General features: G+C 65.8%; 22 protein-coding genes and 1 tRNA gene. 4 read left to right on the top strand and 19 right to left on the bottom strand.

The window, feature by feature from the left end; all coding sequences use genetic code 11:
- Positions 1–5 precede the first annotated feature (5 nt).
- Genes B2585_RS00165 through B2585_RS00130 form a run of 8 tightly spaced genes read right to left on the bottom strand, consistent with a single transcriptional unit; the run spans position 6 to position 8446 of the window.
- A complete protein-coding gene (locus B2585_RS00165; protein ID WP_292018974.1) occupies positions 6–1301 on the bottom strand; it encodes a TRAP transporter large permease in 1296 nt (431 codons plus the stop codon).
- Entirely contained in the window at positions 1298–1786 is a 489-nt protein-coding gene (locus B2585_RS00160; RefSeq protein ID WP_292018973.1) for a TRAP transporter small permease, read from the bottom strand. The genes B2585_RS00165 and B2585_RS00160 overlap by 4 nt, the downstream gene beginning before the upstream one ends.
- Before the next feature lie 54 nt (positions 1787–1840).
- On the bottom strand, positions 1841–2836 hold the full coding sequence (locus B2585_RS00155; RefSeq protein WP_292018972.1) for a TRAP transporter substrate-binding protein: 996 nt from the start codon (positions 2834–2836) through the stop codon (positions 1841–1843).
- Between the two features lie 25 nt (positions 2837–2861).
- Positions 2862–4055: a CaiB/BaiF CoA transferase family protein gene (locus B2585_RS00150; protein WP_292018971.1), complete on the bottom strand. Its 1194-nt coding sequence runs from the start codon at positions 4053–4055 to the stop codon at positions 2862–2864.
- Complete coding sequence (locus B2585_RS00145; protein ID WP_292018970.1) at positions 4052–5038, bottom strand: CoA transferase; 987 nt, start codon at positions 5036–5038, stop codon at positions 4052–4054. The genes B2585_RS00150 and B2585_RS00145 overlap by 4 nt, the downstream gene beginning before the upstream one ends.
- Entirely contained in the window at positions 5035–6150 is a 1116-nt protein-coding gene (locus B2585_RS00140) for a CaiB/BaiF CoA transferase family protein (protein ID WP_292018969.1), read from the bottom strand. Before B2585_RS00140 ends, B2585_RS00145 begins: the two co-directional genes overlap by 4 nt.
- Entirely contained in the window at positions 6150–7397 is a 1248-nt protein-coding gene (locus B2585_RS00135; protein WP_292018968.1) for a 2-hydroxyacyl-CoA dehydratase family protein, read from the bottom strand. Before B2585_RS00135 ends, B2585_RS00140 begins: the two co-directional genes overlap by 1 nt.
- A complete protein-coding gene (locus B2585_RS00130; RefSeq protein ID WP_292018967.1) occupies positions 7394–8446 on the bottom strand; it encodes a 2-hydroxyacyl-CoA dehydratase family protein in 1053 nt (350 codons plus the stop codon). Before B2585_RS00130 ends, B2585_RS00135 begins: the two co-directional genes overlap by 4 nt.
- A 152-nt stretch (positions 8447–8598) precedes the next feature.
- Here B2585_RS00130 and B2585_RS00125 point away from each other — a divergent pair, with 152 nt between their 5' ends.
- Positions 8599–9081 (top strand): MarR family winged helix-turn-helix transcriptional regulator, encoded by a 483-nt coding sequence (locus tag B2585_RS00125; RefSeq protein ID WP_292018966.1) that lies wholly within the window; start codon positions 8599–8601, stop codon positions 9079–9081.
- A gap of 107 nt (positions 9082–9188) precedes the next feature.
- Positions 9189–10337 carry a CaiB/BaiF CoA transferase family protein gene (locus tag B2585_RS00120; protein WP_292018965.1) on the top strand — a complete coding sequence of 383 codons (1149 nt, stop codon included), beginning with the start codon at positions 9189–9191 and terminating at the stop codon, positions 10335–10337.
- A 132-nt stretch (positions 10338–10469) separates the two neighbouring features.
- Here B2585_RS00120 and B2585_RS00115 read toward each other — a convergent pair whose 3' ends face one another.
- From B2585_RS00115 to B2585_RS00075, 9 genes are read right to left on the bottom strand one after another with little or no spacing between them, the layout of a single operon-like run.
- On the bottom strand, positions 10470–10862 hold the full coding sequence (locus tag B2585_RS00115) for a CBS domain-containing protein (RefSeq protein ID WP_292018964.1): 393 nt from the start codon (positions 10860–10862) through the stop codon (positions 10470–10472).
- Positions 10859–11038 carry a hypothetical protein gene (locus B2585_RS00110; RefSeq protein ID WP_292018963.1) on the bottom strand — a complete coding sequence of 60 codons (180 nt, stop codon included), beginning with the start codon at positions 11036–11038 and terminating at the stop codon, positions 10859–10861. The genes B2585_RS00115 and B2585_RS00110 overlap by 4 nt, the downstream gene beginning before the upstream one ends.
- Before the next feature lie 13 nt (positions 11039–11051).
- Positions 11052–12011 carry an FAD:protein FMN transferase gene (locus tag B2585_RS00105; protein ID WP_292018962.1) on the bottom strand — a complete coding sequence of 320 codons (960 nt, stop codon included), beginning with the start codon at positions 12009–12011 and terminating at the stop codon, positions 11052–11054.
- A 3-nt stretch (positions 12012–12014) separates the two neighbouring features.
- Positions 12015–13238, bottom strand: coding sequence for an NADH:ubiquinone reductase (Na(+)-transporting) subunit F (gene nqrF / locus B2585_RS00100; RefSeq protein ID WP_292018961.1), 1224 nt, complete (start codon positions 13236–13238; stop codon positions 12015–12017).
- Positions 13235–13849, bottom strand: coding sequence for an NADH:ubiquinone reductase (Na(+)-transporting) subunit E (gene nqrE, locus B2585_RS00095; protein WP_292018960.1), 615 nt, complete (start codon positions 13847–13849; stop codon positions 13235–13237). The genes nqrF and nqrE overlap by 4 nt, the downstream gene beginning before the upstream one ends.
- Complete coding sequence (locus B2585_RS00090; protein ID WP_292018959.1) at positions 13846–14511, bottom strand: NADH:ubiquinone reductase (Na(+)-transporting) subunit D; 666 nt, start codon at positions 14509–14511, stop codon at positions 13846–13848. The genes nqrE and B2585_RS00090 overlap by 4 nt, the downstream gene beginning before the upstream one ends.
- 2 nt (positions 14512–14513) lie before the next feature.
- Entirely contained in the window at positions 14514–15308 is a 795-nt protein-coding gene (locus B2585_RS00085; protein WP_292018958.1) for an FMN-binding protein, read from the bottom strand.
- Positions 15295–16077, bottom strand: coding sequence for an RnfABCDGE type electron transport complex subunit D (locus tag B2585_RS00080; RefSeq protein ID WP_292018957.1), 783 nt, complete (start codon positions 16075–16077; stop codon positions 15295–15297). The genes B2585_RS00085 and B2585_RS00080 overlap by 14 nt, the downstream gene beginning before the upstream one ends.
- Complete coding sequence (locus tag B2585_RS00075; RefSeq protein WP_292018956.1) at positions 16074–17354, bottom strand: Na(+)-translocating NADH-quinone reductase subunit A; 1281 nt, start codon at positions 17352–17354, stop codon at positions 16074–16076. Before B2585_RS00075 ends, B2585_RS00080 begins: the two co-directional genes overlap by 4 nt.
- Positions 17355–17534: 180 nt before the next feature.
- Between B2585_RS00075 and B2585_RS00070 the strand changes: the two genes are divergently transcribed.
- Positions 17535–18707 (top strand): cytochrome c3 family protein, encoded by a 1173-nt coding sequence (locus B2585_RS00070; RefSeq protein ID WP_292018955.1) that lies wholly within the window; start codon positions 17535–17537, stop codon positions 18705–18707.
- Between the two features lie 10 nt (positions 18708–18717).
- On the top strand, positions 18718–19896 hold the full coding sequence (locus B2585_RS00065) for a cation:proton antiporter (protein ID WP_292018954.1): 1179 nt from the start codon (positions 18718–18720) through the stop codon (positions 19894–19896).
- Between the two features lie 357 nt (positions 19897–20253).
- On the opposite strand, the gene B2585_RS00060 is transcribed toward B2585_RS00065, so the two are convergent.
- Together B2585_RS00060 and B2585_RS00055 are read right to left on the bottom strand one after the other, a co-directional pair.
- Positions 20254–20330, bottom strand: a tRNA-Arg gene (locus B2585_RS00060).
- A 57-nt stretch (positions 20331–20387) separates the two neighbouring features.
- A complete protein-coding gene (locus tag B2585_RS00055) occupies positions 20388–21059 on the bottom strand; it encodes a hypothetical protein (protein WP_292018953.1) in 672 nt (223 codons plus the stop codon).
- Positions 21060–21427: the final 368 nt, after the last annotated feature.

The raw sequence follows: 21427 nt of genomic DNA, 5'->3' as shown, positions 1-21427 counted from the left end.
GCCCGCTAGAGCGACGGAAGCCACAGGACCAGCGCCGGGACCGCCAGGAGCAGCGCGACGTGGAACAGGTCGGCGATGACGAAGGGGGTCGTGCCCCGGAACATCGTCATCAGCGGTATGTCACGGGCCACACCGCTCAGGACATAGACGTTCATTCCCACTGGCGGCGTAATCAGCGCGATCTCGGTCATGCGCACGACGAGCACGCCGAACAGCACGGCGTCGAACCCCAGCCCGGTCACCAGTGGGAAGAATAGCGGCACGGTCAGGGTCATCATCGCCGATGCGTCAAGGATCATGCCAAGAAACAGGTAGAGCGCGAGGATGATGAGCAGCACGGCCAAGGGCGGCAGATCGACGGCGCTGACCCAGTTGACGAGATTCAGGGGAATTGTCGTGACGGTGATGAAGGCGTTGAACACCAGCGCGCCGAAGAGGATGCCGAAGATCATGCCGGTGGTGCGCAGCGTGTCGTAAACGGCGGTTCTGAGGCCCGGAAGGGTGAGCTTGCCCCGCGCACCTGCGATAACCAGAGCGCCGAACGCGCCCATCGCGCCGGCCTCGGTCGGCGTGAACCACCCCCAGATGATGCCGCCCATGACAAAGGTGAAAAGCGCGATGACGTCGCCGGTGCGCCGGAACCCCTCCCACCGCTCACGCCAGCTATAGCGCGGGCCGGCCGGTCCGGCCTTGGGGTTCACACGGCAGCGGATGCCAATGACGGCCATGTAGAACACAGCCAGCAGGATGCCGGGGATAATACCAGCGGCGAACATGTCGCCGATCGAGGTCTCGGTCAGGATGCCATAAATGATGAACATACCCGAGGGCGGAATGAGGCTGCCGATGGTGCCGCCGGCGGCGACCGAGCCGGAAGCGAGCGACAGGGAATACCCGTGTCGGCGCATTTCCGGCAGGGCGACGAGGCCCATTGTCGCGGTCGTGGCCAGCGAGGAGGCATTCACCGACGCGAACCCTGCCGACGCCCCGATGGTGGCCATGGCCAACCCGCCACGGCGATGGCCCAACATGCGGGCCGCGAATTCGTAAAGGTCCTTGCCGATCCCGCTGGCGAACAGCACATGGGCCATGAACAGGAACAACGGCACGGTCCCGATCGCGTAGTTGGTCGCGAGATCGAACGCGATGACGCCGACCTTGATGACTGCCGCGTGGAAGGTGATGAGCAGGCCGAAGCCCACGGCACCGACGAGGCCCATCGCGAACCCGATGGGCATGCCGAAGGCGATGAAGGCGAACATCGAGACGATGCCGACGAGTCCTGCCATGACGGGCGTCATTTGCGCGGCTCCTGTTGAAGAATGCTTTGAAGGCCGCGCAACAGGCAGACCGCGATGGTCAGGCAGATCGCGGCCACCATGAGCCAGCGGAACGGCGCGACGGAGATATCGAGTATGGGCGTGACCTCGCCCTGCTTGCCGCGCCTGAGCGCCTCTTCGATGCCGGCGTAGGCGACGAAGATCCAGAACCCGGTGCCGGCGAGAAGCATCAGCCCTTGCGACCAGCCCGCGCCACGGGCGCTGAAGTTCTGGATGAGAAGATCGACTTTCGTATGCGTCCCCTCCCACGCGGCAAAGGCCAGCGCGCAGGAGACGGCAGGGATCAGCAACAACTCGGCCAGGACGTAGGTCCCGGGGAACGCGATGCCGATGCCCCGGAACACGACCGTCACGACGGTCAGGGTTGTCAGCGCGAGGAGCGCCACGACACCCAGCGCTGCGGTCGCGCGGATCGCCCAGCCAAGAACCTTCTCGACCTGCCTCATCGGTTTCCCTTTCGTGACATGCGGGGGCGCCGCGCGGGCGCCCCCGGACGGGTCCTACTCTTCGTGCGCGGCGCGGATCCGGTCGAGCACTTCCGTCCCCGGTTTGCCCATCGCGTCGAGCTCCTCGGCGACCTCGGCGATGGCGGGCGCGAATTCCTTGGAATACTCCGCCACGACCTCGGGCGAGACCGTGTTGAACGTCACACCCTGCTCTTCGCCATAGGCGCGCCCCTCGGCTTCGGCTTCCTGCGCGAGTTCGAGCGTCCGCAGGCTCAGCCACTCGGTGTTTTCGTCGAAGATCTGCTGGATGTCCTCAGGCAGATCCGCCCAGACGCTGCCGTTGACCGCGCGCGACGGATAGGCGCCGCGTGAATGGGGCAGTTCGGAGTAGTAGCTCACGACCTCGGCGAAACTCAGCGATTTGAGGGCTTCATACGGGGCAATGACGCCGTCCAGCACGCCCTTTTCGAGCGAAGGATAGGTCTCGGTCATCGGCATGGTCACGCCTTCGGCACCGTAGGCGGCAAGCGGGCCGATGAAGTCCACGGCCGAGCGGATGCGAAGCCCGCCCAGATCGTCCAGCGTCTCGACGGGCCCGTCGCGCAACAGCAGGTGCATCGGCGTGCCCACGTTGTAGCCCACGACATGCACGCCGTTCAGTTCCTCGTCGAAAACCGGATATTCCTCGACCAGGTCCATGTAGACGTCGAGCACCTTTTCCGGGTCGGTGAAGCCATAGAACATGCCCGGCACGAGCCGGTTCATGTCATAGCCCGACCGGGCATAGATGGGTGCGATATAGCCCATGTCGGCGACCCCGGCGGACAATTCATCGACCCCTTCGCGCGAGGTGATGAGGGACCGGCCCCAATAAGGCGTTATCTCGACACGACCGCCGGATTGTTCTTCGATGCGCGCGATCCACTCGGCATCGGCGGCGCCGTAGGGATGTTCCTCGGTATAGGGCGAGGCGTAGGTCAGGTCGAAGTCAGCGGCCCATGCGGGCAGCGCCGTCAGGCAAAGCGAAACGATTGCGGTTGTTCTGAGCATTGTTGTTTCCTCCCAATGAGTTGCGTCAGTGCGGTGCCGGGGTTGTGTGCCCGGTCTGTTGCGCGGGCGTTCGGGCCAGCGCGTTTATCTGTGTCTCGGTCAGGTCGAGGCCGCGCAGGACCTCGGCGGTGTGGGTTCCGGGCAGAACGGCCGGCGCAGGCGCGGTGAAGGCACCCAGACGCACCGGCGGCCCGGCCTGCGTGAGCGCGCCACCGGGCGCGTCGAGGGCGATCACCATGCCGCGTGCGCGGAAATGCGGTTCGGCCAGCGCCTCGGCCAGACTGTTGACCGGCGCGAATTGCGTCCCCGCCGCTTCGAGATGGGCAAGCCAGTGGTCGCGCGGACGTGTCGCAAAGACGGCCTGAAGCCCCTCACGGATCTCGGCGCGACGCTCTGCGTCCAGTTGCCAGCCGGCGTAGTCCGGTTTTCCCATCGCCTCGCAGAAGGCCACCCAGTAGCGCGGCTCCATGTCGGTGGTGACCAGCCATTCGCCATCCGCACAGCGCCACAGCCCCATGTCGGCGCGCCGGGTTCCGCGCGACGGTATGTCGGCGGGGTCTTCGTGCCTTGCGATCAGGTTGGCGAGCAGGACCAGCGAACAGTCCGACATCGCCACGTCGACATGACGCCCTGCGCCCGTCGCGCGTGCCTCCATGACAGCCGCGAGCGTGGCGAACCCGGCATGTGCCCCGGTGACGACGTCCGCCGCCGCAAATCCCGGCAAACCCGGTGCATCCGGGTCCTCGCCCGTGCGGCTCAGGACGCCCGCCAGCGCCAGAGCCACGGGATCGTGCCCCGGCTTGTCGCGCAGGGGGCCGGTCTGGCCGCAGAGTGTGAGGGAGGTGTAGACGAGCTTTGGGTTGATCTCGGACAAGGCCGCATAGCCCAGCCCGAGACTGCCCAGAACGCCCGGTCGGTAGTCCTCGACCACCACATCCACCGTGGCGGCGAGTTTGCGCAACGTGGCCTGCGCCTCGGGGTCGCCCAAATCGAGACAGATCGACTTCTTGCCGCGTGCCAGCATGTCGCGCGCGCGCTGCCGGGCGCGGCCTGTGTCATCCAGCTTGTCCCACCCGAACACCTTGGCCTGCTTGGCGAGTTCGCGCGGATGCTCGACCCGGATCACCTCGGCCCCCTGATCTGCGAGAAGCCAGGTGGCGTAGGGTCCCGGCAGCAGACGGGAGAAGTCCAGAACGCGAAGGCCGGCGAGAGCACTCATGTAGCGCCCCCCGGGTGCACGGCAAAGAGCGGTCCGGGCACGCCATCCGCATCGAACACGCCCCGCGCTTTCATCTGCGGTGTCTCGGGCACTTCCGACAGGCGGATGATCGGAGACAGGCCCCAGCCGTGCTCCAGCGACCAGTCGGCCAGCGTCTTGCGGTCGTGGCGGGCGAAGAACGTCTCGACGATCCCCTGCCAGCGGTCGATCACCTCCTGATCCGTGTCGGCCACGAGTATGTCGTCCCAGTCGATATTGGCGAGCTCGCCAGCGACGCCCTCCTCCTCCATTACCCGCACGATCGCGCGCATCATGCCGGGGTTGTCGATCATCGACCACGTCACATAGCCGTCGGCACAGGGCCAGATCTGGCGCACGCCGGACTTGCCGCGCACGAGCATGTTGCCGCGCCGCGTTCCAATTCGCCCGGTCTGGTCGTACATTACCGCCTCGCGGTAATTCGCCAGTGCTGCGGACTGCACCGCGGAGAGCGTGATGCGCTGCCCCTTGCCGGTCAGCCGTCGCGCGCGCAGGCCCATGAGCGCTGCGGTCGCTGTCTGGATGCCGGTCAGAGCGTAGCCCTGTTCGCCGGGCAGACGGAGCGGCGGGCGGTCGGGCTGGCCGGTCACATGCATCAGCCCGGATTGCGCCATGAGGGTCAGGTCGGTGACCGGACGCATGTCGTTCGGAAAGCCCGTGACGACGACATGGATCAGAGCCTCGTGCCGGGCGGCGAGGTCATCGACACCCTCACGCGGGTCCGTGCGCCGGTCGTCGATCAGGATGTCGGCACCTTCGAGCAACGTCTCAAGCGGCGCGTCGGAGCGAGTCATGCTCTTGTGCCACGCCTTCGCGCGCGGCGCGGTCAGCGGGGCCGCGTCGGCCAGCACAACCTCGGCCCCGAGCCGGGCCAACATGCTGCCCCCGAAATCGGCCAGATGATCGGCAAGCACCACAACACGGATACCATCGAGCAGGGTCATGCCAGCGCCCCCTCTGCGATGAGGTCCGCGATCTCGTCCTCGGACAGGCCGATCTCGGCGAACACCGCGTCATTATCCGCCCCCAGACAGGGCGACGGCCCGACGTGGGACGGCGTATCGGCAAAGGCATAGGGCGGCGCGGGCATCTTGGCGACACCGATCACGGGATGGTCCACCGGCACGAAATGACCGGCAGCGTTGAGCGCCGGATGTTCGGACAACCCCTTGCCGTCGAGCACGAGTGCTGCTGGAATACCCTTGGCCACGAGGGCCGCTTCAAGCTCATCTGCCTCCCAGGCAGGGGTGCGCTCCTCGGGAGAGCCGTCCAGAACCGCGTCCAAGGCTGCGCGGTTCGCATCGGTTTCACAGGCGATGGCGATCCAGCGGTCGTCTTTGCAGGAAAACACGCCGTGCGGGTCCATTTCGGGGTCGCTGTTGGCGGGCTTTTCGTCGGGCATTTCGGCGAACAGGTCGCCTGCCACCTGCACCATCGCTTCGATCTGGCTCACGTCGACATGCACGCCCTGCCCTGTCCGGTCGCGATGTTCGAGCGCTGACAGGATCGCCACGGTCAGCATCATCGGCGCGACGACATCGCCATAGGCCAAGGGCGGCATGTGCGGATCGCTGTCGGGCCAGCCGGTCATGTCGCAATGGCCCGACCACGCGGCCGCGGAATTGCCGTAGCCGCGAAAGCCCGCCATCGGCCCGGTGCGTCCGGCCACGGATACGCTGGCGAGGATGACGCCCGGCCGGACCCTTTGCAGGTCGTCCCAGCCCAGCCCGATCCGGTCCATGTATCCGGGGCCGAAGTTTTCGACCACCACATCGGCCCATGCGACGAGCTTGCGCGCGACCTCCTGCCCGCGCGGGTCGGACAGGTTGATCGTCACGCTTTTCTTCGAGGTGTTCGTCTGCGCGAAAAACACCGAAGCATCGTGGTTGCGCCGGTCACCGCCCGCGAAAGGCGGTGACCGGCGACCGAGGTCGAGGCGGCGGGAGGATTCCACCTTGACGACCGTGGCCCCGTTGTCGGCGAGGTCCTTGGTGGCGCGCGGCCCGGCGCCGACCCATGAGAAATCCGCCACTTTCAATCCGTCGAGCGCGCCCATCACGCAGCCTCCAGTTCGTCGAGGGCGGCGCGGACCCGCGCCTCCATCTTTTCGCGGTCCCACTCGCGCGGATCGACCATGTCCGAGTGAATCTCGATCACCGTCACGCCGGCCTCGCGCAGCGCGTTGCGCGCGAAATAGGATCCGTAGCCCGAAAAGCGGTCGTGTTCGGGCACCAGCATGACCGCCACGTCGATGCGCCAGCGCTTTGCCTCCTTCACCAGCCATTCGTTGACCCACGGAGGTTGGTGAAGCTGTTCGTTCATCGCCGAAACCCGCGCGGCAAGGGCCCGCAGCGGGTCCCCGTGATCCGTGCGGATGTAGCCGTCCGCGGCGAAAGGCACATACATCGACCAAGCGAACACGGCGCCATGTGACTCTTCGAACGCGCTGTAGAAGGACGTGTCGAACCAGAGCCCGGCCCCGATCCACATCATGCGGATACGCTCGTTCTCGCAGACCGCCGCGCCCTGAGCGATGCGGTCGCCCACCTCGGCGCGGAAGGCGCGGACGTGGGACAGCGCCCAGTCCGAACCGCGGTGCCATTGCGGGATCATGACATTCGGCATCTGCTCGGAAATGCTCATGGGGGACTTGTCGGCCGCCGCCAGCATGTCCGCGACCTCGTCCACCACCCGCTCCTGCGCGTCGATGCGCGCCATGTAGTCGGCGAAACCGTCGCGGTCGAAGGCGCGCCCGGTCATCCGCTCGAGCGCCTCGATCAGCCCCTCCATCTCGTCGACCATGAGGTCGAGCCGCGCGGTGCCATACAAATCCTCCCAGTCCGAGCGGGCCTGCACCCACCAGTCCGGGGCCGGATCGGGGGTGGCAGGTGCCGAAAGGATATGCAGCTCCGCCCCCGTCAGCTCCGCCCAACGCTGAAAAAGGCGCGGATGCTCGTCGGAACTGGCTCGCGCGCACAAAAGCGCGGGCGACGGAAGCCCGCCCCAGGGCTGGAGGTCGAAGTCGCCCTCCATCTGTGCGATCAGCGGCAGGCTCGAGTAGCGCGGCAGATGCGCGTGAAAGCCCATCTCCTCCATCCGGTCGAAATAGCGCGGCGCGAGTTGCTTGGCCGCGATCACCGCGGACCACCACTGGTTCGTCACCATCGGCACGTCCATGAAGTGAAACAGCTCATGCGGCGTGTCCGCGTTGACAAAGGCATAGTCGGCCCCGTCGGTGATCTGACCACGCAGGCCCTTGAGCCAGTCGCGCTGGTATCCGGCGGCGGTCGCGGCACAGGTCATGTCAGCGCCTCCTCGATTTTCGTTCGGGCCATGTCCTGCCAGGCCGCATCCGGCCGGAACGGGCGGAAGCCGAGGTTCAGGAAACGCGCCCCGCGCGATTCGACCGTGCGCCGCAGGACGGGCAGTTCCCAGCCGAACGAGTCGTCGTTGGCATCCACGCTGGCAATCACGAGGTCAGCACCCTCGGTGCCCTCCTGAAGCGCACGGGTGTAGCGAACCGGAGGTGACGCGCGCGTGGCGAGGGGATCGTGCGCGATGTGGCGCAACAGATCGGCGGAGTTTCGCGCCGTCGGAGCGATGCGACCGTAATCCTGAAGATCCGCCGTGATCTGCCCGAGGCCTGCGCAAAGGCTGTGGAGCACCGGAATGTCGCAGGCGCTTCCGACGAGGACGATGCTCGGACCCGTTGCGCCTGCATCCGGTGCATGTGCGCCCAACAAGTCCGCGTGGACATCAGGTGGCAGCCAGCGGCCCGCATTGCGCGCGACGAACGCGTCGGGCCCGCCCGGAGGCAAAGCGTGAAGGGCTTGCGCGCACCGCGCTTCTGCCGCGACAGCATCTGCCAGGCGGTCCGGGTCGAGAGTTGCACCGAGCGTGTCTTCCAGATGTGCGGTCAGACGCTCGAGTTCCCGGCGATTGAACCGTTCTGCCGGGGCGCTGTCGGTGTGCAGGAGATTCCACAGATACAGACGCGGCCCGGCCGCAGGCAGGATGCCCTGCCGGCGCAATTCGGTCGCGTATTGATATGCAGCCAGCCCCGCCACATCGTCGCGCGCGAACACGATCGTGGCGAACGTGTCGAAAGACCCCGCTGCAAAACGATGCAGAAAGCGCGCCGTGAAAGAATCCAGAAATGGTTCCGCGACCGATGCGACGCTCGGCATGTCCGGCCCGTCCAGCGCATCGGACAGCGGAGGCGCTTTGACGTCGACGCTTACTCCGCCGAGCGCCGTGACCAACGGACCCGGCACGCCTTCGCCGAAGACACCAACGGGCACCCCGAAGCCCGCGTCGATGCCATCCGCGCGGCGGTCAAAAGCCAGCTGCATGTCAGATTGGACCGGCACCTCGCCCTCCCCTGCGTTGGTTGCCTCTGATTTGGTTCCAGTTGGAAACCTTTTTCCGATTCTGTCAACTGTGGAGTTTGACAACTGGTAGCGGAGCGCCTAGCGAAGATCAGGTCTGAGGAAAGGCGGTCAGGATGAACACAACGCGCGAAACTCCAGCCGGCTTCTCGTTCGGGCGCCTGTCCGAAGACATCGCCTTTCTGACCCGCATCCTGCGCACCAGGATACAGGAGCGAAACCGGGGTTTCTTCTCTGCGCACGATGTCGCAGGGGGCGAGGTCGCGGTGCTGAACCTTATCCACTCGAACCCGGGCCTCACGCAAAGGGACCTGTCCCGCATGGTTGTCCTGCGGAAATCCGCTTTGACCAAGCTGATCAATGAAATTGAGCGATCGGGCTGGATCGAACGCCGCAAGGAAGGCTCTGACAAAAGGCTGAACGCGCTCTACCTGACGCCGGAAGGCACAACGCGCCTCGCACGGATGCAACAAGACATGACGGCCTTGCAGGACGAACTTCTGGCCCCTCTGACCCCGGCCGAGCGTGCGATCCTGTTCGAATTGCTCTGGAAACTGATCGACGACCCGTCGGTCGGCAGTGTGGCGGAGCCTGAGTGAAACGCTTGACACGATCGCACCATTAGGTTTCCATTTGAAACTAGTTTGGCGAAGGTCAAAGCGCGTGCGTGAAGACATATCGTCGCCATGTTGAGGGGGAGAACGAAATGGCGAAGCCGCTCGAAGGCATACGGGTCGCGGATTTCAGTCATGTGATTGCGGGTCCGCTCGCGACGCAATTCCTCAATTTGCTCGGGGCTGAGGTCATCAAGGTCGAACCCCCGGCAGGCGACCCGATGCGCAACTACACCCGCAACCCGGAACGACGCGGGATGGCGGAACCGTTTGTCGGGGCGAATGCCGGGAAAAAGTCCGTCGTGCTCGACCTGAAGACCGACGAAGGTCGCGCTGCGGCCCGGAAGCTGGTCGCTACGGCGGACGTTGTTGTCGAGAATTTCCGGCCCGGCGTTGCAGAGCGCCTTGGATTGGGACCGCAGGCCCTGACCACCGCGCACCCCGAACTGATCTATTGCTCGGTCTCCGGCTTCGGCCAGGACGGGCCGATGCGAGATTTTCCGGCCATTGATCAAGTGATCCAGAGCGTTTCCGGTTTGATGCTCCTGTCAGGGCACGAGGGTGAGCCGGCTGAGCGGATCGGCTTTCCCATTGTCGACACCTATTCGGCTTTGCTCTCCGCTTTTGCGATCCTGTCGGCTGTTGTTCAACGTGAGCGCGACCCGCAACGGCGCGGCCAGGTGGTCGATGTGTCGATGTTGGACGCGACAATGGTGATGATGAGTTCGGTGGTGGTGCCGATGATGCTGGCAGGCGAGTCACCGCGGCGCGCGGGAAACCGGGGTTTCTCAGGCGCACCGACCGCCGACACGTTTGCGACGGCGGACGGGGAGATCACCATCGGTGCCGTTCAGCAGATACAGGTCGAACGGCTCTTCCGCACGCTCGGATGCGAAGACTTGCTCGACGACGCGCGTTTCTCGACGCCGGATGCACGGATGGCAAACGATGCGGCGCTTCAGGCCGTACTGAAAGATCGCTTTGCCACCCGGACGGCGCTGGATTGGGAGGCCGATCTGGCCGCCGCTGGCGTCCCGGCGGGCAAGGTCAGGCCCTTGGACGAAACGATGACTCTGGAACAGTTGCAGGGGCGTGACCTTTTCCTCGACCTTGGCGACGGGTCGCAAATCCTGAATGCCGGTTTCAAATTCGGACGAGACGGTCCGGGTGTAGCCTCGCCAGCGCCCGGCCTCGGTGCAGACACCGAAGCGGTGCTTGCGCAGTTGAAGGCCGAAGACTGACGCGCCGTTTGCGACCACAGCGCCCGAGTGGCGCACGCGCTGTGAAATGATCAGCCCACTTTTCGCCGTCTCGACCGGCCTTGATATCATGGACGATGCTACGCGCCGTTGGCGGAAGGACGTGCGAGGCAGCTAGCCGTGATGGACCAGGAATGCGAGCACGTCCGAGCGATGGAGCATCCCGGCCACCGTCAGGCCATCGAGGACAGGAAACACGCGGTGGGTGTGGGCGAGGAACATCTGCGCGGCAGCGATCACCTCAGCGTCAATCATGATCGTGCGCACATCGTCCGTCATGTGATCGGCGACAGTTCCTGACCATTCGCGGTGATAGCTGGCCTGAAGGACGGCGGGAAAGCAATCCTTCTGCGACAACAGCCCGCCGAGGTGTCCGTCGTCATCGATCACGGGCGCTGCCGCGGCGCGGGAATTGACGAGAAAGGCCGCCGCCCGCCGGATGGGCATGTCGGGGAACAGGACGGGCGCGTCGATGCGAATGATCTCGCGGATGCCGTATGCCGTCATGGCGTCTCCTCGGCGGTCCGTTTCCGTCTCAACGGACAATCCGCGCAGCGCGTTTTCGCGATTCCGTCGGCCGCGCCGCAGCTCGTCTTTGCCGGTGCGCGCCCCATGAGCAGGCCGGCGCCGAGCCCTGCGGCGGCCAGCCCGATGATCCCGATCGAGAACAGTACTTCCGTCATCGCGGCGTTTCCCTCACAGCAAGAAATCCCGGATCGGGCCGGTTTCGATCTGGCGCAGACCCGACGGCGACTCGACCAGGAACAGGGCCGCCAGGTCCTCTGTCGCGGCAAGGTCCGGCCCGGCCTCTGCCCCGGCCGCACAAAGCGCGGTCGCCCAGCCGTCAGCGATTGTCGCCTCCGCCGCCACAACAGTCACGGATCTGAGAGCCCCGGACAACGGTTCGTCGGTTCGCGTGTCGATGATATGGCTGTAGAGGCGACCATTCAGATGATAGCTTTGCCGCCAGACGCCGGAGGTCGCTACCGCCGCCCCTCCGGGGAGGCGCAGCGCCGGGGCGGGCGCAGGTGCTTCCACACTCAAGCGCCAGTCGCGACCGGTGGGATGCTGTCCTTGCGCTATCAACTCCCCCCCGAGCTCAAAGAGAAAATCGGACAGCCCGAAGGCCGTGGCCAATGCACCGGCGCGATCCAGCGCCCAGCCCTTGGCGATGCCACAGAGATCGAGGGTCACGTCGTCGCGCGCCTTGGCGATCGCCCCGGCCCCGGTGGAGAGCCCATGCCAATCGGGCTGACCGCCCCCCGTGATCGGGCCGAACCCCCAGCGGGCCACGAGTGGTCCGACCGTGGGGTCGAAGGCGCCCTCGCTCTTGCGCGCGAGGTTCAACGCTCTGGAACTGACCTCGGACAGAGCGGCGTGCTGCACGGACCCGGCCTTCTCTGCGTTGAAACGGGAAATGACACTGTCAGGGCGCCAGGGAGAAAAAACCGTGTCGACCTCTGCGAAGACGCGCTCGATTTCGCGGCCGAGGCGTTCGAGAGGCTGTCCCGTGTCCGCCAGCAGTCGCCAACTGGTCCCGAAAGCGTGGCCGGACAGGCTCGCCATCCCGCCTGCCAGGACTGACCGTGGGAACAGGGCCGCCCCGGCGAGAAGGCCGAGCGCGCCGCGACGGGAGAGGTGTGGGGTCGTCTGCATCGATCAGGCTCCGAAATCGTCGTAGAAGATTGAGGCGGGCTCCACGCCCAGGCGCTCCAGCGTGGCGAGCACTGCCGAGATCATCACCGGCGGGCCGCAAAGATAGTATTCGCATTCTTCGGGGGCGTCGTGCCGAGAGAGCGTCGCCTGCAGCGTCTCATGGATGAACCCGGTTGCGCCGGTCCAGCGGTCTCCCGGCGCGGGGTCCGACAACGCGGGGGTCCAGCTGAAATTCTCGTGCGCCGCGGCGAGCGCTTCGAACGCGTCGGCATAGAAGAGGTCGGCTCGGCTTCGCGACCCATAGAAATAGCGGAGTCTGCGGGTCGTGCCGCGCCCCAGTTGTTGGTGGATCATGGCCCGCAGGGGCGCCATGCCGACCCCGCCGCCCACGAACACCATCTCGCGCCCGGTATCCTGGACATGGAACTCGCCGAAGGGGCCCGACAGCGTGATCGGATCGCCCGGGGCGACGCTGAAGAGCCACGAGGAGACGACACCCGTCGGGATCGTTTCTTCCTCTCCCGCAGGCGGCACGGCCAGACGGATGTTGAAGACGGCGCGACCGGCATCCTCGGGTCGGTTGGCAAGGGAATAGGCGCGGGTGACCTCGGTGTCGGAGCGCGCGGTCAGGCCGCGCCAGCCCGAAGTCCGCCACGCCTCGGCGAAAGTCTCAGTCACGTCCACCGTGGTGAAGTCGAGGGCATAGGGCGGCGCCGTGATCTGCATGAAATCCCCCGCGCGAAACTCGGTCATCGCGCCCTCTGGAAGATCGACGACGATTTCGCGGATCAACGGAGCGAGCATACGGACCGACGCCACGGTGCAGGTGAACCCGCCCCCGGCCGTCAGAATATCGTCGGGCACGCCCACGTCGCAGTCGCCGCGCAGCCGGGTCTGGCAGGCAAGCCGCATGTGAGCGCGGCGCTCTCCCGGCGACAGGACGCCGCGTTCGGTCGCCTGCGGCTCTCCCGCGCCCTCACCGGTGACGGTCACCCGGCAGAGCCCGCAGGTGCCTGACCCGCCACAGGCTGCCGGGATCATCACGCCGCCCTTGTGCAGCACGCCCAGAAGGGCGTCGCCGCGCTGCGCCTCCAGATGCATCGAGCCGTTGACGGCCACGTCCAGGGCAACGCTCGGCACCAGCATCCGCCTGAGCGCCACCAGACCGAACGCGAGGCCCACAACGAGCACCACGATGGTCAGGCTCCCCATAAGCACCTCGGTCATGACGCGGCCGCCATCTGCGAAAACGCCGCGAAGCCGAGCGACATGAGACCTGCAAGGACGAAACCGATGCCGAGGCCGCGCATCCCTGAGGGCAGATTGGCGTAAGCCAGCCGCGACCGGATCGCGCCCAGCATCACGACGGCCACGGCAAAGCCCACCCCGCTCCCAAGTCCGAAGACGGTCGATTCAACGAGCGAATAGCTGCGCTCGACCATGAACAGGCTGCCTGCGAGGATGGCGCATTGCACGGTCAGGAGGGGCAGGAACACCCCGAAGGCCGCATGGATCGCCGGGAAAAACCGGTCGAGCACCATTTCAAGCACCTGAACGGCTGCGGCGATCACGCCGATGAAGGCGATGAGGGCGAGATAGGACAGGTCGAGTTCCGGCATCCCCGCCCAGCCCCAGGCACCGGGTGCCAGGACGTGGGAGTAGATCAACTGATTGAGCGGCACCGTTACTCCCAGCACCGCCGTCATCGCCACGCCAAGGCCAAGCGCCGCGTCGGGCCGTTTGGACAGGGCGAGGAACGTGCACAGCCCAAGGAACAGGATCAGCGGCATGTTGTCGACGAAGGCCGCGGTCAGGAAAAGCGTCCAGAGCTCGGTCATTCCGCCGCCTCCGCCCGGCCTGGGGGCACATGTTCCGGCGCTTCCGCCTGCTCGGGCCACCAACTGCGGATCGCCCAGACGAGCAGCCCGAGAATGAAGAAGGCGGACGGTGCCAGCAGCATCAGGCTCAGCGGTGTGAACCAGCCGCCGGCATCCGCGAGCGGCAGAACAACGACCCCGAAGAGCTCTCCTTTCCCGAACAGCTCCCGCAGCCCCCCGACGATCAGGAGCACCAGCGAATAGCCAAGTCCGTTGCCGAAAGCATCGACCATCGCAGGAAGCGGCGGGTGGTGGCGCGCATAGGCTTCGGTCCGGCCAAGAACGAGGCAGTTCGTGGTGATCAGCCCGACGTAGACCGAAAGCGCCCGGCTGATCTCGGCCAAGTAGGCCTGGAGCACCTGGTCGATGACGATTACGAGCGAGGCCACGATCACGATCTGGACGATCAGACGGATACTGTCCGGGATGTGGCGCCGGATCGAACTGATGATTCCGGCGGCAAGCGTGAGGACGACCGTGAGCGACACCGCCATGGTCAGCGCCGTCGCCATCGTCGTAGTGACGGCGAGGGCCGAGCAGATGCCGAGGATCTGAAGGGTGACCGGATTCTGCCGGATCAGCGGCTCGGTCAGCACGCGCCAGACGTCGGGTCGCCGCGCCACGATCAGAACCCTCCGCGCCGGATGGCGTCGAGGAACGGCCCATACCCGTCAGGCCCGAGCCAGAATCGCACCATGTTGGTGACACCGCGCCCGGTGCGCGTCGCCCCGGTGATTCCATCGACCTCGTGCACGCCCGAAGCTGGTCCGCGGGCGACGCGAAACCGCATCTCTCCGGCTTCATCGCGCAGAAGCGTGCCGGGAAAACTGGCTTGCCAGGCTCCCTCATCGATCCGGCCACCAAGGCCCGGTGTCTCGGCATGTCGGGTCACGGCAAGGCCCGCGATGGTGTTCGTATCGCCGCGCAACGCCATGATCGCGTCGATCCGTCCGCCGTAGCCCTGCCCCGAGAGCGGCAACAGGATGAGCGAGACGTCGTCCCCCTCGCGCAGCAGGAAAACCTGCGCGAAATCCGGACGTTGCCCGAGTCCTGCGAGGTCGGCGGCGGGATCGAGGCCGGTCCAGTTGTCCGGGTCGGAAAGCGCGGTTTCCAGCGTTGCTGGGGTGACGTTCTCGGCCGCCCGGCCGGTTTCGAGGTCGATGACGACCGTCGAAAGCTGGCCGCCCGAACGTGTGAGCAGATCGGCCATGCCAGGGATGCCGCGCACCAGCGCTTCGATCCGGGCCTGTTCTTCGGCTGCACGATTTGCAGTCTGGATCGGTCGCAACACCACGGTCGCGCCGCTCACCAGAGCCGCGCAGGCGGCCGAAACGAGGAAGGCGACGAGGATCGTCTTGGCGCGGCTTTCGTTCGGCAATGCCAGAAGGCGGCGCCAGATTGTCGTATCAGGCTCGGCCATGACGTCTCCTTCTGCGGGACACCCAGACTTGGATCGCGATATCGTCGAGAAGCGGGGCCGCGAGCGAGGCGAGGAGCGCGCTCGCGACTGTGATCTGGACGGGGGCCGCGCCGCTCCAGCCAGCGGCGAAGAAAACGACGAACAGCGTGTAAAGCGCGCCGTTGAGGACGCGGCCCAGGCCCGTGGCCGCGCTGGTCACCGGGTCGGCGACCAGGAGGACGAGCCCGATTCCGGCGGCAAAGAGCACCGGCTCCGTCAGAAGTCCCAGCATCAGCGCTGCCGCCGCCACCGACGCCGCAGCGACGATCAGGGCGAAGGGCATGATCCCCAGCGCCGCGCCGAGCACCGCCGCCGGGATCGCCGCCCAGGCGATGGGTGCATCAAAGGCTGGCCAGGGCGCAGACGGAAAACCGAACCCGAGGAACGCCAGAGCCACGGTCGCGGGGTTCACCACATTCCGGCCCCAGCCGCCAAAGACCAGCTCGCCCATGACCACGCCGAAACTGACGCCAAGGGCCAGACGAAAGACACCCAGTTCTTCGGGGGCAAGCATGGCGATGGCGAGCGCGGTGATCAGGGCCGAGAGTGAGGGCGGTTGCGCCCGGACCAGCATGAACACAAGATGCCAGACGCCGATGATGACAATGGCGAAGGTCAGGCCCATCGCCCCAGCAAGCCCGCTTGTCCAGAGCCAGAAGAGCGCCAGCGGCATCAGGGCAGCCAGCATCAGGGCCGCGACCGTCTCGCGAGTCCAAAGCCCACGGGTCACGGGGCGTTCTCCGTCTCGATCCGGTCCAGCAGGGCGCGCAGCTGCCGTTGCAGGTCGCCGCCCGTGCCCAGCACATAGTCGGCGAGCGCGATGTCTTCTTCGAGCAGGGACAACAGGCCGAGGCGCATCGCGGCCTCTTCGTCCCCTGCCCCGAGTGCACGCAGAAACGGCACCGCCGGCAGCGCGGACGCGAACGCCTGAGTGAGGGCCGCGGTCGGGATGACGGGCCGGGGAAAGGCGCTCGAGGTGAGGGCCCTGATCAGCCAATGCGGTTCCGGGCGCGGGTCGGTGCGTGGGGTCACGGTGACTTGCCGGTCGCGTGGACCGAGCCAGCGCGCGGACCTGCCGTCGAGCGGGCCGCCGGCCATCGTCTTGTGCGGTCCCGGGGTGACGAGACCTTGTACCAGTTGGCGCAGATCGGCCCCCGTGGTCGTGCGCACCATTCGCGCTTCAGCAAGGGCGCTTCCGGCGATATGGACATGTCGTGTCATCGAAAGCCGGCCGGTCTTCATGAAGTCCCCGATGTGGGCCACATCTTCCGCGTGCAGATCCCAGACCGGCGCGTCGAGGGCCGCTGGCGCTGCCCGGTGAAGGCAAATTCCCGGGCTGGCTTGCGGATGGCGCGGGCCGGTCAGAAGCCACGAGATTCGGTCGCCACCCCGGGCGATCCGGGGCGTGGGCAAGCCGTGGGGCCATGTTACGAAGACGGTCCCGTCGGTCAGCCGCGTCAGCGCATCGAGCCCGCGGGCAAAGGCCTCGTGCCGCCCTTCGAGCACCAGCTGCGGGTCAGGCGCGAAAGGGCGCGTGTCGCTACCCATGACAAGGATTGAGGCCGGCACCTCGTCCACGCCGGGCATACCGCCGAAGGGACGACGCCCGATCCACGGCCAGACCCCCGCACCCTGAAGGAGTCGGCGCAACGCGGGCAGAGACCCGGCAGCAGACACGTCATGCTGCTCGACCTCCGTTCCACCCTCTGTCTCACTGTCGCGAAAGAGGACGATTTCGTTCAGGATTCGACCGGGCATCAGGTCGATCCGCGCAACCTGCCCCTGCATGGGTGCGACGAGGCAAACAGCGGGGGCATGACGAAGGCAGGCGACCGGTGCGCCCGCGCGAACGCGTTCGCCCTCCTGAACCAGTGGCGTGATGTGAAGCTTCGCTCCGGGCGGCGGCAGGACCACCGCCTCCTCGGTCACGACCTCGCCCAGGCCCGGCGCCAGTGGCGGCGAGGCGAACCCCGGGTTCAGACCCGCGCGCAGTCGCAAAGTGTTCATGCCGTTATCGACCCTCTTGGCCAGCTGAATGCGCTTTCACGCGACGAGGCCTCGAGGCTGAAGCGTAGCAAGGGGATCCAATGCCTAATATGAGCCAGATCAAAGTATGGCAGCCGTAGCGCCGTCATACTCGGCGCATTGACCTTGCTTCATCGACCCGTTCTCGAGAGGAGACCGATCGTGCCAATTCTTCTTCGTCCTGTTGCCCGCCCCCTGTTTGCCGGAGTGTTCCTCGCCCTGATGACCGTTGGTCTCGCGGCCTTCGCCCAGAACGCCGAGTCCGATACCGAGGAGGTGGTGCCCTTCGCCCTGCCCCAGGCCGGACCGTTCAAGCCCGCGGACATCGACATCGAGAACAATGAGGCGATCACGAACTGGTTCCGCTCGGCCCATGCCAATGCCGCGGCAGAGGCGTTCCGCCATTGGGACGACGAAGGCGAAGTCCAGCCCGCCTGCGCAACCTGCCACTCCGGCGAGGGATTCCGGGATTTCCACGGGCTCGACGGCACCCCGGCGGGCGTGGTGGATGGCCCGATTAACACCGGTGGCGTGGTCGATTGCGGCACCTGTCACAATGCCGGCCTTGCCCAGATCGAGGACGTTACGCTCCCGAGCGGTGTTGTGCATCCGGTCACAGGGGTCGAGGCTTCGTGCCTGACCTGTCACCAGGGCCGCGCCGCGGGCGCCACGGTCGCGGGCGCAACCACCGGGATGGCCGACGACGAGCCGAATGGCGAGCTCAAGTTCATCAACCCGCATTACGCCACCGCGGCCGCGACTTGGCTCGGAGGCTATGGCGCCGCGGGCTACCACTACGACGGCAAGGAGTACTCGGGGCGTTTCTTCCACGCGCGCCCGGTCGCCAGCTGTAATTCCTGCCATGAACCGCACACGCTCGAGGTCGAGTTCGAACCCTGCCTGACCTGCCACGAGGCCAACGCGCCAGAGGACATCCGGATCGCGCGCCAAAGCTATGATGGCAGCGGAAATACCGGCGTGGGGATCGTCTCGGACATCACCGCCAACGCCCAGTTGCTGTTGGAGTTGCTGCGGGACTACACCGACGAGGTTGTCGGAGCGCCGGTGATCTACGATGGCAACCGGTATCCGTATTTCTTCGCCGATGCCAACGGTGACGGCGAGATCGATATGAACGCCGAAGGCCGGCCGATACCCTACGATTCCTGGACCCCGCGCAGCCTGCGCACGGCGTTCAACTGGAAATTGGTGACAGCCGATCCGGGCAACTTCGCCCACAACCCGGCCTACTCGCTCGAACTGCTCTACGATTCCATCGAGGACCTGGGAGAGCCTCTTGGCATCGACATGGATGAGCTGAACCTGTTGCGCTAGGGACAGGGCATTGGATCAGGCGATCCTCTTCATCACGTTCGGTGCATTGTTCATGGGCGGGCTGGCGGCCGAACACATCGGTCGCCTGACCCGTTTGCCGCGTGTCACCATTCTGCTCCTGTTCGGGATTCTGGTGGGCCGGTCCGGCCTCGACCTCGTGCCGCCCGAAGCCCGCGCTTGGTTCGAGCCGATGACCGTCGTGTCACTGTCCATGGTGGCGTTCCTTCTCGGCGCCGACCTCACGCGGAAGAAACTCGCGCAGCATGGGCGTGCGATCCTCGCCATCTCACTCGCGATCGTCCTCGGCACCACGCTGATCGTCTGGGGTGGGCTTCTCGCGTTGGGACTGGACCCCGGCGCGGCGCTGCTGCTCGGCGCCATCGCGACCGCGACCGCCCCGCCGGCCGTCGCGGACGTGATCCGTCAGTTAAAGATCCAGAACGGCTTCACCGAGACCCTCACCGGTATCGTTGCGATCGACGATGTCTGGGGGGTGATGGTCTTCAGCCTCTGTCTTGCGCTCGTCGCGCCATCAGGGGATTGGGCGGGCCCGGCGACGACCGTCTTCCATGATATTGGTGGTGCGGTTCTCCTGGGGCTCCTCATCGGGGCGCCATCCGCCTATCTCACCGGGCGGCTGAAGCCCGGAGAGCCGCAGATGATCGAAGCCCTTGGCGTCGTCTTTCTGACGGCTGGCCTCGCCCTTTGGCTTGAAGTCTCGTTCCTGATCGCCGGCATGACGGCGGGCGCGGTGATCGCAAACTTCGCGCGTCACCATGACTATGCCTTCAATGAGACGGAGCGGGTCGAATTGCCGTTCCTTCTCCTGTTCTTCCTGCTCGCGGGCGCCACCCTCGACCTGCGCGAACTCGTTTCGGTCGCCGGATGGGCAGCGGCATATGTCACCCTGAGAATCCTCGCTCGTATCGTCAGCGGTTGGCTTGGTGCGTATTTCGGCGGCGTGCCGGCAAAGGAACGCCCGCTCTACGGGCCCGCACTCCTGCCCCAGGCCGGGGTGGCGGTCGGAATGGCGCTCGTCGCGGCCGAAGTCATGCCCGAGAGCGAGGCTCTGATCGTCCCCATCATCATCGCCTCCAGCGTCATTTTCGACGTCTTCGGGCCAGCGGTTACCGCCTTTGCAGTCCGGCGAACCGAACGGAGCGCGCAGCAAATCCGGCCCCCCGATTGAACTGTTGGACCAGCCGCAGACTACGGCTCCGCCACCCGCGGTGGGCACAAGCCCCAAATACATTGGGGTCTTGAATGATTGGAACATGATCCACCAAGACCGCGGCGAGCGATACGATGGGTGACTTGGGATATTCAGTCGCAATTCCTGTGAGACGGCTGGCCCTCTAAACATCTGACCCACCAAGAGAAAATGGCGCGACTGACCCTGACCAACTGGCTCCGGGGTTCAAATCTGAACCTGAACCTGGAGCTTCGCTCCGCGGTGTGAAGGCTGCCGATTTGGCCCCGGCATGGTCTAAGCCTCCTGCGCTCCAGTGTTGAAACTGAAGGATAACAGTGGCTTACCTGTGGAAGCTGGCGCACCCGATAGGATTCGAACCTATGGCCTCTGCCTTCGGAGGGCAGCGCTCTATCCAGCTGAGCTACGGGTGCGTTGCCCGCGCGGTATAGGGCAAGGTGGCGGGCCTCGCAACAAGGATTTGCGGGATGTCAGACAGGTTGGCGGTAGCCGAAATGTGCGATCTCGGTCGCGCAGGTCTCGGAGATAATGGCGGCGGCATGTGGGTGGCGGGAATAGAGCGCCGCGGCGGTCGCTTCGGGCGGGCGCACTCCTGCTTTGGCCGCAATAGATTGCATCGCGTCGTATACATCTGAAAGGCCGACGGCGGCCGCGTCAAAGGCAAGGCGGTCATAGCGCAGAAAGTGATCGACGCTGTCGGGTCCCTCAAAGGGCGCGATGCGGGCATTTGCGGCAAGGCGGTTTCGGTGACTGTCGACGAATTCGCCGAAATCCTCGGTCTCTGCGCCCCGGGCGCGGCGCCAGAAGTAGCGCGAAACCGCGACCTCGAACGGGTCGCGCGAGATCGCGATCTTGCGGTAACGCGACCAGAGCCAGTCCGGCACCTGGGCACGAACCCGGGCGGCCGGGCTGTGGTTGCGGAACGCCACCGATCGGGCGCGCCACTGCCCCGGCCATCGCACCCGAGCGTAGTTCTGGGCCCCTCGCCCGCCGAGACGCACCCGCAGAGCTTCATCTGCCTCCGTCAGGGGCGTGATGACGTCCCCCGGCCCGCATGACAGCGACAGGGCAATCTCGAAAGACGTGCCCCCGACCTTGCGCCCCTTCAGAAAGATCAGTTCGCGTGCATGGCAGATTATCATGTGCGCACCCCGCCTGTGACCGCGGTTCGCGGGCCCAGCACGCTGATTGTTGAGCATTCTGGCGTCACTGGCAGGTGAAATGGCAATGCCACGCGTTTTCCCGTGCGCAGACCGCGCCGCGCTATCACAACGGCGGCACCGCTGGCACTCATGATAGCTCTGCGAATTGGATTGGCTCCGGGGACCTCATCACCTCACGGTATGGTTTTGGGCTTGCGCATTTCCGAACGCTAATCGCCACTCTGCGGAGGCTCAAGTCGCATCATGGTGTCTCATTGGGACCGGGCCCAGGAACGGTAGATTCGCTGTCCTTTTCTCTGCGCAGAGACTGCGTCATTCGCTCGGATCGTGGGTTTGTAAAATCTACA

It is taken from the genome of Maritimibacter sp. UBA3975 (assembly GCF_002384975.1).
In the GTDB taxonomy this organism is placed as follows: domain Bacteria; phylum Pseudomonadota; class Alphaproteobacteria; order Rhodobacterales; family Rhodobacteraceae; genus Maritimibacter.
The sequence above is the reverse complement of the archived record's forward strand: the minus strand, read 5'-3'. Positions and strand labels throughout refer to the sequence as shown.

Coding starts and splice junctions, on each gene's coding strand:
- B2585_RS00105 (WP_292018962.1), bottom strand. CDS start 12,011: ATGCAGACGACCCCACACCTCTCCCGTCGCGGCGCGCTCGGCCTTCTC.
- B2585_RS00115 (WP_292018964.1), bottom strand. CDS start 10,862: ATGACGGCATACGGCATCCGCGAGATCATTCGCATCGACGCGCCCGTC.
- B2585_RS00085 (WP_292018958.1), bottom strand. CDS start 15,308: ATGGCCGAGCCTGATACGACAATCTGGCGCCGCCTTCTGGCATTGCCG.
- nqrE (WP_292018960.1), bottom strand. CDS start 13,849: ATGACCGAGCTCTGGACGCTTTTCCTGACCGCGGCCTTCGTCGACAAC.
- B2585_RS00150 (WP_292018971.1), bottom strand. CDS start 4,055: ATGAGTGCTCTCGCCGGCCTTCGCGTTCTGGACTTCTCCCGTCTGCTG.
- B2585_RS00125 (WP_292018966.1), top strand. CDS start 8,599: ATGAACACAACGCGCGAAACTCCAGCCGGCTTCTCGTTCGGGCGCCTG.
- B2585_RS00135 (WP_292018968.1), bottom strand. CDS start 7,397: ATGACCTGTGCCGCGACCGCCGCCGGATACCAGCGCGACTGGCTCAAG.
- B2585_RS00165 (WP_292018974.1), bottom strand. CDS start 1,301: ATGACGCCCGTCATGGCAGGACTCGTCGGCATCGTCTCGATGTTCGCC.
- B2585_RS00075 (WP_292018956.1), bottom strand. CDS start 17,354: ATGAACACTTTGCGACTGCGCGCGGGTCTGAACCCGGGGTTCGCCTCG.
- B2585_RS00140 (WP_292018969.1), bottom strand. CDS start 6,150: ATGGGCGCGCTCGACGGATTGAAAGTGGCGGATTTCTCATGGGTCGGC.
- nqrF (WP_292018961.1), bottom strand. CDS start 13,238: ATGACCGAGGTGCTTATGGGGAGCCTGACCATCGTGGTGCTCGTTGTG.
- B2585_RS00130 (WP_292018967.1), bottom strand. CDS start 8,446: ATGCAGCTGGCTTTTGACCGCCGCGCGGATGGCATCGACGCGGGCTTC.
- B2585_RS00160 (WP_292018973.1), bottom strand. CDS start 1,786: ATGAGGCAGGTCGAGAAGGTTCTTGGCTGGGCGATCCGCGCGACCGCA.
- B2585_RS00110 (WP_292018963.1), bottom strand. CDS start 11,038: ATGACGGAAGTACTGTTCTCGATCGGGATCATCGGGCTGGCCGCCGCA.
- B2585_RS00145 (WP_292018970.1), bottom strand. CDS start 5,038: ATGACCCTGCTCGATGGTATCCGTGTTGTGGTGCTTGCCGATCATCTG.
- B2585_RS00055 (WP_292018953.1), bottom strand. CDS start 21,059: ATGATAATCTGCCATGCACGCGAACTGATCTTTCTGAAGGGGCGCAAG.
- B2585_RS00120 (WP_292018965.1), top strand. CDS start 9,189: ATGGCGAAGCCGCTCGAAGGCATACGGGTCGCGGATTTCAGTCATGTG.
- B2585_RS00155 (WP_292018972.1), bottom strand. CDS start 2,836: ATGCTCAGAACAACCGCAATCGTTTCGCTTTGCCTGACGGCGCTGCCC.